Raw genomic sequence first — 11913 nt, 5'->3', positions numbered from 1 at the left:
CCATGTTTACCGACATCATGCGTTACATCCTCGATCTCGGCCCTACGGTGATGCTGCCCATCGTGATCATCATCTTCTCGCTGATTTTAGGGATGAAATTAGGGGATTCATTTAAATCCGGCATTCATATCGGCATTGGCTTTGTCGGTATCGGGCTGGTTATCGGCCTGATGCTGGACTCGATCGGCCCCGCAGCAAAATCGATGGCCGAGCAGTTCCAGATCAACCTGCACGTGGTGGATATCGGCTGGCCAGGCTCGTCGCCGATGACCTGGGCCTCGCAGATTGCCCTGATCGCCATCCCGGTAGCGATTGCGGTCAACATCGTGATGCTGCTGACGCGTATGACCCGCGTGGTTAACGTGGATATCTGGAACATCTGGCACATGACCTTTACCGGCGCCATGGTGCATCTGGCCACCGGTTCCTACTGGCTGGGTATGCTGGGCGTGGTGGTGCATGCCGCCTTCGTCTACAAGCTGGGGGACTGGTTCGCCAAAGATACCCGCGACTTCTTCGGGCTGGAAGGGATTGCCATTCCGCACGGCACCTCCGCCTATATGGGGCCGATCGCCGTACTGGTGGACACCATTATCGAGAAGATCCCCGGCCTGAACCGCATTCACTTCAGCGCAGACGACGTACAGAAACGCTTTGGTCCGTTCGGCGAGCCAGTGACCGTCGGCTTTGTGATGGGGCTGATTATCGGTGCGCTGGCCGGTTATGACCTGAAGGGCATTCTGCAACTGGCGGTGAAAACCGCTGCCGTGATGCTGCTGATGCCGCGGGTGATCAAACCGATCATGGATGGCCTGACGCCCATCGCCAAGCATGCCCGTAAACGCCTGCAAGCACGCTTTGGTGGCCAGGAGTTCCTTATCGGCCTCGATCCAGCGCTGCTGCTGGGCCATACCGCCGTGGTCTCCGCCAGCCTGATCTTTATCCCGCTGACCATTCTGATCGCCGTCATCGTCCCAGGTAACCAGGTGCTGCCGTTTGGCGATCTGGCGACCATCGGCTTCTTTGTGGCCCTCGCCGTGGCGGTGCACCAAGGCAACCTGTTCCGCACGCTGATCTCGGGTTTTATCATCATGAGCATCACGCTGTGGATCGCCACCCAAACCATCGGGCTGCATACCCAACTGGCTGCCAATGCCGGTGCGCTGAAAGCGGGCGGAGTGGTGGCCTCGATGGACCAAGGCGGCTCACCGATCACCTACCTGCTGATCCAACTGCTCACCTGGCAAAACGTGGTGGGTCTGGTGGTTATCGGCGTCATTTACGCCATCGGGGTGTTCCTCACCTGGCGCCGTGCCCGTCAATTTGCCCAGGCTGAAGCCTCCGCCAAGCAACAGGCAGCCCAAAGCCTCAACGCCATGTCCTAATCCTTCGGGGGAGCCCGCCTCCCCCTCAAAGTATTTGCAAGGGAGCGAGCAGGTTCGACCCGATCTAACCCATTGATTATCCAAACGGGCGCAGCATGCAGCGCCCCTACGATGTGAGTCTGTTGGGGAGTCAACTCCTCCAATCTATTTTCTACGGAGTTCAAGTTATGCAATCAGTCGTGATCCATACGGAGGGAGAAGTGCGCGTTGAAGAACGCCCCGCTCCTGCTATTGAGGCCGCCGATGAGGTGTTGGTTCGGGTGGCGTATTCCGGGCTATGCGGTTCAGATATCCCCCGCATCTTCGCCAAAGGCGCGCATTTCTACCCGATTACCCTGGGGCATGAGTTCAGTGGCCGGGTCGTGACCTGCGGCGATCGGGTTACCGACCTGCAACAGCATGATGCCGTGGCCTGCGTCCCTTTGCTGCCGTGCTTTAACTGCCCGGAATGCCAGCGCCATTACTATTCGCTGTGCAAGCATTACCAGTTCGTCGGTTCACGCAGCCACGGCGGCAACGCCGAGTTTATCGTGGTCAAACGCGCCAATCTGGTGAAATTGCCTGCCAACGTCAGCTTGTTGCAGGGGGCGTTTATTGAGCCCATCACCGTCGGCCTGCATGCCATTCAGTTGGCTGGGGGCTGCCAAGGCAAAGAGGTGATCATCATTGGTGCCGGCACCATCGGCCAACTGGCGATCCAATGTGCCCGCGCGATGGGCGCACGCAGCGTCACGGCGATCGATATCAATGACGACCGGCTCAAGCTGGCACGGCAGATCGGTGCAGAAAACGCGTTTAACAGCGCGGAGCTTAGCGCTTCAGAGATAGCCGAACGTTTACAGGAAAGGCGCTTTGATCAGTTGATTCTGGAAACCGCTGGCACGCCACAAACGGTCGGGCTGGCATTGGATATCGCCGGGCCGCGGGCACAAATCGCGCTGATAGGGACGTTGCATAAAGATCTGCACCTGTCTTACAGCACCTTCAGTCAGATCTTGCGCAAGGAGCTGACGCTGCTGGGCAGTTGGATGAACTATTCGGCCCCGTGGCCAGGGGAAGAGTGGCAGCAGGCCATGAAGCTGTTCCAATCGGCAGATCTGGCTCTGGAGCCGTTGATTGCCAGCATCGATCGCCCGCAGCAATACGCCGCCAGCGTTGCAGCCCTGGCCGGTAAGCCGATGCAGGGAAAAATCATGCTCAAACTCTGCGAAGAGTGACATCAAGCGGCAGAGTTGCTGAATTTGTAGGGGTGAACCTATTCGCCCCTACCTAACCCATTGATTATCTAAACGTGCGCAGCGTGCAGCGCCCCTACGAAGCAAGCCAGTTGCCCTAACTTAGCCATTATTTTGCCTCAAATCCCATCTCCTTGATCTTTATGCTCCCCTTTCATATCCCTTTCGCATAAAATAAAAGCAAAACATTTCGATAGGTCAGGATGATGAACTCTTTTGAAAGACGAAACAAAATTGTCGACTTGGTTCAGCAGAACGGCAGCATCTTGGTCAGCGATCTTTCGAATTCCTTCGGAATTTCTGAAGTTACCATCCGCGCTGACCTGCGCCTGCTGGAAGAAAAAGGCCTGCTGATCCGCTTCCACGGCGGTGCAGCCAGGCCGGGCAGCCAGTTGGAGCAGGAGGCCGAGGCGCCGAAAACCACCGGTGAGGTCATCCTGGAGGAACGCTACCAGCTGGCTAAAGATCCGAAAAAGCGCATTGCGTTAAAAGCGGCGGCCATGGTCAATCCCGGCGATACGGTGATCCTCGACAGCGGCAGCACCACCATGCTGATCGCCGAAGAGCTGGTGAAGATGGGCAATATCACGGTGATCACCAATAACCTGCCCGCCGCCTTTGCGCTTTCCGACAATAAAGACATCACGCTGGTACTGTGTGGTGGCACGCTGCGCCATAAGACGCGCTCCATGCACGGTTCCATCGCGGAGCTCTCCCTACAGGGCATTGCCGGTGACGTGATGTTCGTCGGGGCCGACGGGTTGGACGCCACCAACGGCATCACCACCTTTAATGAAGGCTACTCGATCAGCGGCGTGATGGCTCAGGCAGCCAAGCGCGTAGTCGCGGTGGTCGATTCCACCAAGTTCGGCCGCCGGGGGTTCAACCTGGTGCTGTCGATGAGCCAGATCGACATGATCATTACCGATACCGGCATCAGCAGTGCCGATCGCCAAGCGCTCGATCGGGCAAAACCCGAACTGGTTATCGTGTAAAATCAACCGGGCAGAGGATCAAGCCTCTGCCTATTACAGCCATCGACGCAATCTTTGCGACAACCCCCTGTCAGGCGTTAAACTCTTACCCTTCTCGAATCACACAACTCATGGAAAACCCAGATGACGAAACATTACGATTATCTAGCAATTGGCGGCGGTAGCGGCGGTATCGCATCGATCAACCGGGCAGCCATGTATGGCCAGAAATGCGCACTGATTGAAGCCAAAGAACTTGGCGGCACCTGCGTTAACGTGGGTTGTGTCCCGAAAAAAGTCATGTGGCATGCGGCACAGATCGCCGAGGCCATTCACCAGTACGGCCCGGATTACGGCTTCGATACCACCGTCAACGCCTTCGACTGGAAACGCCTGATCGCCAACCGCACCGCCTACATCGATCGTATTCATACCTCTTACGACAACGTGCTGGGTAAAAACAAGGTTGACGTGATCAAAGGTTTTGCCCGCTTTATCGACGCGCATACCGTAGAAGTCAACGGCGAGAAAATCACCGCCGACCATATTCTGATCGCTACCGGTGGCCGCCCGAGCCATCCGTCGATCCCAGGTGCCGAATACGGCATCGACTCCGACGGCTTCTTCGAGCTGGATGCCATGCCAAAACGCGTGGCAGTGGTAGGTGCTGGCTACATCGCGGTAGAAATTGCCGGTGTGATGAACGCGCTGGGAGCCGAAACGCACCTGTTCGTGCGTAAACACGCCCCGCTGCGTACCTTCGATCCGATGATTGTAGAAACCCTGGTTGAGGTGATGAACACCGAAGGACCAACCCTGCACACCGAATCCATTCCAAAATCCATCGTCAAAAACGCTGACGGCAGCCTGACGCTGGCGTTGGAAAACGGCAAAGAGTTCACCGTGGACAGCCTGGTCTGGGCCATTGGCCGCGAACCCGCGACCGACAATCTGAACCTGGCAGTGACCGGCGTAAAAACCAATGCCAAAGGTTACATCGAGGTCGACAAATTCCAGAACACCAACGTGAAAGGCATCTACGCGGTAGGTGACAACACCGGTGCGGTTGAGCTGACCCCGGTTGCCGTCGCCGCTGGCCGTCGCCTGTCCGAGCGCCTGTTCAACAACAAGCCGGACGAACATCTGGACTACAGCAACATCGCCACCGTGGTGTTCAGCCACCCGCCAATTGGCACCATTGGCCTGACCGAACCGCAGGCGAAAGAGCAATTTGGCGAGGATAAGGTGAAGGTTTATAAATCCTCCTTCACCGCCATGTACAGCGCCGTAACTCAGCATCGCCAGCCGTGCCGCATGAAGCTGGTATGTGTGGGTGAAGAAGAGAAGATCGTTGGCCTGCACGGGATTGGCTTTGGTATGGATGAAATCCTGCAGGGCTTCGCCGTGGCAATCAAGATGGGCGCGACCAAGAAAGACTTCGACAACACCGTGGCGATCCACCCAACCGCAGCGGAAGAATTCGTGACCATGCGGTAATAGTGCCATTCCTAACTGTAAAACCGACTGTAAAAGGTCGGTTTTTGCTTTTATTCAGCTTATATACCCTATGGATTTCAAGTTGCAGCTAGGCGACAAGCTTACTCATCCCCAGGAGCTTACTTGAGTAAGTGACTGGGGTGTGTAAGCGCAGGTAACAACGCTGCAGCTTGAAAGACGACGGGTATAAATGCTGATTAAGGTAATTGAATATCCCCGCCATAGTGTTTATATCACTGCAAAATTATCGTTCATTAAGATAAATCGTTCGTTTAAATATAACTTCTTAAATATCACCTCAACGAGGTGCCGATTTTCGAGCACAATCGCGCCCAGCACGCCTATAATCACCGCGTAGTTATATGCAGTATCTCGTTTGGCGAGGCTCCTATACAAACACAGGTTACTGATCTGACGACATCGAGAGATGCCCAAGGTTAAGACAGGCTTTATCGGATTAAGGTTCAGCCCAAGGTAACTTCTGAACTGTTCTTCAGATACATTGTTCAGATACGTTGTATAGTGCTAAAACCTGGACGCGGAGATAGGCTTTCTGCACTCCCCTCTTTGGTTTACTCCCCTATACGAAGCACTGTTGAAGTTTAAACAGCAATAGGGTCAATGACTTCCAGACTCCTCAGCAATGACCGCTACCGCGCCAGCAACACAGGCGGGCCAGCCATTGCTAACTCTTTGAACGCTGACTTTTTCGCCGCCAGGCACCCTGACGGTGAATGAAGCCAGAGACTACGTTGCACACTTACTTTTAACCACAGAGGTCGTTATCGATTACAGTTAACCGAGGATAAAATTATGGGAAATATGATGTTTTTTATGGGATTTTTGTTTTTCGTCAGCTCATTGGGGCTGATTGCAGCCTATCTGAGCACCAAATGGGATGACTAATGAACGAAAAAGATCCGCCTAGCATCATCCTCCCCGTAGCCTCATCAAATCATTGCGGGGAGGATGAATAACCGCAATAAACGGACGGTATTTACCGCGCGTGATAATGATGATGATTTTTATTCTTGGATTGCTGTACGCTATTTTTATGATCTCGGTAGGAATTAATGAGATTTATTTACATTCCACCGGTCAAACTGCATTTCTCTCCTGTTTATTGCTGACAGCTACCGCAAGCTTGCTGCTCGTCGCTTTTGTCTGGCAATGTTCCGTAAAAACCAAACGCTGATTTTTTTAATTCAACTATGAGCTGTGCTATGCAAAATCAAAAACAGGCCGTCGCCCGAAACTCGATGATTATCAGCGGATTGTTAGCGTTAGGTAAATTTATCGCAGGTATATTTACCGGCAGTATTGGCCTGATATCCGAAGGCATTCACTCATTTACCGATTTTATTGCCACCAGCATCACCTGGTGGGCGGTGAGCGTCAGCGATAAACCTGCCGATGATGACCACCACTTCGGCCATGGCAAGGTTGAGAATCTAGCCGCATTGTTTGAAGTACTCCTCCTGTTGGCGGCTGGGGGTTGGATCGTCTTTGAAGCAGTGAGCAGCCTGATAGGTGAGGCCAACCAGATTGTGGCTGCACCGGTAGTGATTGCGGTACTGCTGGTGTCCATTGTGGTTGATTTCTTCCGTGTGCGGGCCTTGAACCGTGTGGCTAAAGCCACCAACAGCGCGGCTCTGGAAGCCGATGCTCTGCATTTCTTCTCCGATATGTTGTCTTCCGGCGTGGTGCTGTTGGGCATGGTTTTTGTGCTATTTGGTTTTGCCCGTGCGGACGCACTAGCGGCACTGATCGTCGCCTGCTTTATCCTGACTGCCGCCTTGAAGCTAGGAAAACGCTCCTTTGATTCCCTGATTGATACTGCACCTGCTGGCACGCGGGAAGATATCGCGGCCCTGCTTAATGATTTCCCCGCGGTGCTGTCTACAGAAAATATTCGACTGCGCAGTGGCGGAGCCACGCTGTTTATCGAGGTGAGCGTTGGGGTATGCCGGACGCTACCGCTTGAGCGGATCAAGGAGTTGAAGCAGACCGTTACCGCCAAACTTGAACAGCAATACGCCAACTCAGAAGTGCGGGTGATTGCCCTCCCTCAAGCCAGAAGTGATGAAGATCTGGCAACCCGTATTCGCATGCTGGCCGCCAACCATGGGGCCGTGGTGCAGAGCCTTTCGCTACAACAATTGGCAGACCGTGTGGCGATCGGTATGGATCTGCTGGTTCCGGCCAATGCCAGCGTAGAGCAGGCGCATGATATTGCCAGCGAGGTGGAGGAGGCCCTACGCCAGACGTTGGGCGAAAATACGGAGATCGAAACCCACCTGGAGCCCCAGATGCTGGATTGGCTAACTAGCCAGGATGTGGAACACGGCGAACTGGCGAAGATTGAACAAGCATTGACGGTTTCGGCGCAAAACAGCGGATTGGTGCAAGACATCCATGATATCCGGGCGCGAGAAACGCCACAGGGCGTGATTGTGAATTTTCACTGTCGGGCCCTTCCGGCCTTGTCGATTTCTGCGGTGCACGATGCGGTGGACCATATTGAACGGCAATTGAGAATACAATTCCCGATGGTATCGCGGGTGGTGGGGCATGTTGAGCCGCTGTGAACTCTCACAGCGGAATGATTTGTTAAAGCGCAGAATGGGCTAATTAAATAGCCCTTTCTCAGATGGCGCTGTTGGCGCTTCTTTATCCTCTTTATATGTGGCTAAACGAGGTTTGGGAAGAGCATAATTCCTCTATAAACAATAAGATAACTCAACTTTTAGGGCTATGTAAAAATATTACGATCGCGGCCTGCGGTCGCTAGAAAAGAAGAACGCCACCTGAAAAAAGTGGGTTAGTCAGCAGTCTGAAACGCCCGGCAAAGTGTAAACCTTGCCGGGCGTTTTCTTTTTCTTCTCAATACTGCGCTATTTGCAGGTTAGAGCTAGCTGCTCATAGAGCGTATTCTCGTCACTCGGGCCATGTAACTGGTACTGAACATCGCACTCCTCGTTTGACTGGGCGATCTTCACATGGAAGGTGCCTTTGCTTTCAGCATTTCCGATAAAGACCAGCCCTTCATCTACCGCTTCCGCAACAATTTTCTCCCCCATCCAGAGCGTACTGCCCTTGGGGATCAACTGACCATTAGCCAGAGAGAGGGTCATCAATAACCGGTTTCCGGACAGCATGGTTATTTGCACTTGCTTTACCGTGCCCCGTGCTGGTCGCAGGGTACGGTGCCCGTTACTGATATCGATATTTTTGGGGAGCTTATCAACGTCAACATCAATGGCGTTATCATTCCAGGGGCTCAGTGATGAGATCAGGGCCATTCCGCGCCAGTCCGTCCAGGTCGTTCCCGCTGGCGTGATGACAGGCACACCTGCCAGCGGGCGATTGAGGCTGAGTATGCCATAGGTATCTTGAACCGGAATATTGCTAAAGGTCACTCCCCTGCCGTGTGCGACGACTGAACCATTGCCGCTAATACTGTAATTGCGCTGATGCTGATTATCCAACTGCATACTGGTATTTACATTGGTGTAGCGTAAGTCACTACTGAGTGAGGTTTGCAGCGAACGATTATGAGCTTTGGTGTTTTCCTCAACGGCGAGCTGTAAATTATTGCTGGTTCCCAGGGGGAGGTTGATATCGCTGCCTATCACACTTCTCTGGTTAGAGGAGCGGTAGTAATTGCGGACACGTTTCTCACCCAGTGGCCAACTGAGGTTAATATTGAGGTTCTTGTTGTTTCTGCCGCGACTTTTTGCCTGAGATGCACTGGTTGTGAACTGTAGCCCATTCTCAAAGCGCCGGTTCCAAGTGAACATAGAATAGCGCCAGCGTTGGTTGTCGGGATAGCTGGTGGTCAGACTATGGGTAAATGAAAAGGTGCCCAATGCTTCGCTATTCCAACTGGCTCCCAGGCTTAGTTCTGAATTATCAGCGCTATAGTCCCAGCTCTGTTTGTCATTTCGTCTCGACCGCAAGCTGGCTTCTTCTATTGAGGCATAACCCGGTGTGTTTTTACTCACCCCCAGTGACAGAGTCAGGTTTGTCGTCACAGCATGGTTGCTAAAGGCGCGCACCTGTGCGCTTTTCTTATGTTGATACTGGTCTTGTACCAGCAATGCCTGCAATGAAAATGACTGGCTTGGCATCGACGCGAGCTGGCCACTCACCGCGGCAGCGACAGACTGGTATTTGCTACTCAACAACGAGCCGGTGCGCAACGACATTCGATTTATCGGTTGCCAGTCTTTATCCAGCGTAAGTATCGCCGGGATATTAGCATCATCGCTTGACTGATTTTTTAGTTTCCCGAAAGACATGCTGAAACCGCGGCTTTCAGGTTTGGAAGCGTTCATCAACAGGATCGCCGGAACAATGAACTGTTGCCTCTCACCGCTCGTTTCTACTACGTTAACGTCCAACTCAGCATTATGGTTTTGCACAGGAATATTCGTCAGATGAAACGGGCCGGCGGCAACCAGCGTACTGTAGATCAGCTGATCATATTGGCGAACTTCCACGCGAGCTTGGGAGGTATTGGCCATTCCATCAATAGCAACACCGCTGTCACTATTTCTAAGCAGTGCTTCATCGGGATAGAGTTGAAAGCCACGTAGTCTTCCTAACGGAAATAGTGTGTTTCTGGTGCTAATTTCACCCGCTTGAAAAATTCTGTTCAGGCTGCCGAGATAACGCTCTATATAGGTAGAGCTGATGGTTGTATTTATTTCTCCCTGGTTGTCCTGAATGTTTTGTTGGCTGCGGATCATCCAGTTGGCAATATTAATTCCACTGCTAAGTGATAGCCAACTATAGCGTTGACGTTGATATTCGTTTTTACTCAGGCTTGAGTAATAGTCATAGTTTATATGCCCGGCGGTGCCGCCATAATCGCCGATGCTACCCTGCTGTAACAATGCAGGAGGAATAATGATGCTTAGTGTTTGTGATCCACTCTGCCAGGCAACACTGGTATCGGGTTGTTTGCCAAGCCAGTCATCGCACTCTTCTTTGCTATTTTCCTCTGGCAGGGCAATACCCAAAATGTAAAAGAGTTCTGGAGTAAAGCAAATAACACCGCTGTCGTTTACCTGAATTTGGGAGGAAGCTTTAAAATCGCCGTTAAGGTTGATATCAACCAAACTAGATCCCTTAGGGATTTCATTCAGTTTATCGAGATTCTCCACCTGAGCGGATATGATCCCACGGCGTTTTAGTGCCTCCATATCCCAGGTTTTTCTCGCCGGTTCTGGATAAGGGGGTGGCAGCTTGGCCCCCCTGGCATTGGCAAAGGCCACCAGGAGTAATAATCCGCCAGCAAGGACTCCTGGTGTTTTTATGGCGCGGCTATCATTGCATACGGTCAAAGTCCTTTTCACCGTAGGCATCAGTATCGCGATACTGGCATTTCGACGGTCCCGGTTTCATAGCCGTACTTGGACAGGGTTTCAATGCTCACTTTTTGTAGCTGTTCAGCCACCTTGCGATCTTTGATCTGGATACTCATCGTCTGACCTGGCAGTACGTAACTTTTATCCAGGATCGATGCTGAACCTGAAGGGAGTAATTTGACATTCTGTGACAGCCGGATGACATATTTCCCCGGGTTTTTTACCGTCAATATGCTGCCGCTCTGAGACCAGACAAGCGCTTTCCAGGGATCGGCAATAAACGGTAACCCTTTTGGATGAATAATGACCGGGATGTTATGACGAATATTTAGAGATATCTCATTGTTTCCATCCGCCGTTTTTGGGCTGATCCCTTCGAAAGTGACACGTTTTAAATGCTCATATTCTAACGGTTTATCATTTTTTAAAATAAAACGCACGCGCTGAGTTTTCCCCGCGGCTACCCGGGTGACCGGTTGGGTCACCAGCAGTTTAGGCTGAGGATCGTCCGATAAATCCGTAATTTTAACGTAAAGCAGCGCTTCTTCTTGCGCCATATTCTCTACATTAATACTGCCGCCGCCGTCTGCTTCATTAATGAGCAACATGGATGACTCTGGTTTCATAATGGCAGAAGAGGGGGAAACGGACATGATTAGCATCAACGACAGGGTCGTATATATTATGGTGAGAAGCTTCATATTGCCTCAGGCGTGAAAATTGGGAGATCCTGACGGATCCCCCAAGAGATATTAGTAAAAGAAACGATTACAGATAAACAAGATCGTAAGTTACTTCACCGCGTAGTTCAATTTTGTCTGCAGAGTCTGCGGCTGACAGTGGATTGATGTATGGGTGAACTTTCAGGAGAACCTGATGAGATAACCCAATCGTAGGGGCATTCTGCCCGCTTGCCGCGCTCCAGGAGTAAACGCTTTTCTTCGCTGCGTCGATTGTCCCTGTGAATTTCTTCCAGTCTGTGCCTGATGTATTGGAAGAAATAAAGCTTACAACGTTTCTTGCATCAACCTTGCCTGAATCAAAATTAATGAAGTATCCGCCAGCAATAGCGCCGCTCTTGGTGGTCCCCAGGCTAAACAAACCGGGGCTTACGGCACCAGCTAAATCAACCTGGCCCGCTTTTTCGCCCAGATCCATTACCTGGAAACCAACCAAGGATGGGGCGGGGCAGATGATGTTCAGTGTAACAACTTTGTTTGGCAGTTCGATCATACCGCTTTGAGCAAGCTGTGCTGCGCTAATTTTACCCAGAGACAGAACACTAGAGGTACCGCCATTCAAATTGATGTTACAAGTGGCTGGAGTAATGCTCCCTTCAATTTTCATTGTTGCCTGTGAGTTAGCTGCATTGGCTACGCTGGAAACCGTGATACTGCTTAACATTGTTATGAGGATTGCTTTTTTTTGCATTTCGTATAGTCCTTTATTG

The 11913-nt window shown here is 52.0% G+C and carries 9 protein-coding genes and 1 riboswitch; of the genes, 6 read left to right on the top strand and 3 right to left on the bottom strand.

The annotated features are described in order from the left end of the window. Positions 1–2: 2 nt before the first annotated feature. The 6 genes from D9980_RS21325 (at position 3) to D9980_RS21300 (ending at position 7679) form a co-directional block, all read left to right on the top strand. A complete protein-coding gene (locus tag D9980_RS21325; RefSeq protein ID WP_024482804.1) occupies positions 3–1385 on the top strand; it encodes a galactitol-specific PTS transporter subunit IIC in 1383 nt (460 codons plus the stop codon). 167 nt (positions 1386–1552) lie between these two features. Then, positions 1553–2602 carry a galactitol-1-phosphate 5-dehydrogenase gene (gatD, locus tag D9980_RS21320; RefSeq protein ID WP_121608377.1) on the top strand — a complete coding sequence of 350 codons (1050 nt, stop codon included), beginning with the start codon at positions 1553–1555 and terminating at the stop codon, positions 2600–2602. Positions 2603–2826: 224 nt separating this feature from the next. Continuing rightward, positions 2827–3615: a DeoR/GlpR family DNA-binding transcription regulator gene (locus D9980_RS21315; RefSeq protein ID WP_059199417.1), complete on the top strand. Its 789-nt coding sequence runs from the start codon at positions 2827–2829 to the stop codon at positions 3613–3615. A gap of 123 nt (positions 3616–3738) precedes the next feature. Further along, positions 3739–5091, top strand: a complete 1353-nt coding sequence (gene gorA / locus D9980_RS21310) for a glutathione-disulfide reductase (RefSeq protein WP_021181790.1) — start codon at positions 3739–3741, stop codon at positions 5089–5091. 364 nt (positions 5092–5455) lie between these two features. Further along, a riboswitch (M-box (ykoK) riboswitch) is annotated at positions 5456–5642 on the top strand. A 262-nt stretch (positions 5643–5904) separates the two neighbouring features. After that, positions 5905–5997, top strand: a complete 93-nt coding sequence (mgtS, locus tag D9980_RS26755) for a protein MgtS (protein WP_143813232.1) — start codon at positions 5905–5907, stop codon at positions 5995–5997. 317 nt (positions 5998–6314) lie between these two features. Further along, the gene (locus tag D9980_RS21300; protein ID WP_121608376.1) at positions 6315–7679 is read left to right on the top strand and encodes a cation-efflux pump; all 1365 of its coding nucleotides are present in this window, start codon (positions 6315–6317) and stop codon (positions 7677–7679) included. A 306-nt stretch (positions 7680–7985) separates the two neighbouring features. Here the strand turns inward: D9980_RS21300 and D9980_RS21295 are convergent, their stop codons facing one another. The 3 genes from D9980_RS21295 to D9980_RS21285 form a co-directional block, all read right to left on the bottom strand. Then, positions 7986–10460 (bottom strand): fimbria/pilus outer membrane usher protein, encoded by a 2475-nt coding sequence (locus D9980_RS21295; RefSeq protein WP_121608375.1) that lies wholly within the window; start codon positions 10458–10460, stop codon positions 7986–7988. After that, complete coding sequence (locus D9980_RS21290) at positions 10460–11164, bottom strand: fimbria/pilus chaperone family protein (RefSeq protein WP_121608374.1); 705 nt, start codon at positions 11162–11164, stop codon at positions 10460–10462. The genes D9980_RS21295 and D9980_RS21290 overlap by 1 nt, the downstream gene beginning before the upstream one ends. Before the next feature lie 67 nt (positions 11165–11231). Beyond that, positions 11232–11894: a DUF1120 domain-containing protein gene (locus tag D9980_RS21285; RefSeq protein ID WP_162304308.1), complete on the bottom strand. Its 663-nt coding sequence runs from the start codon at positions 11892–11894 to the stop codon at positions 11232–11234. Between the last annotated feature and the right edge of the window lie 19 nt (positions 11895–11913).

Source organism: Serratia sp. 3ACOL1, assembly GCF_003668775.1.
Lineage (GTDB): Bacteria > Pseudomonadota > Gammaproteobacteria > Enterobacterales > Enterobacteriaceae > Chania > Chania fonticola.
Note: the sequence above shows the minus strand (reverse complement) of the source record. Positions and strands in the feature narration are given on the sequence as shown.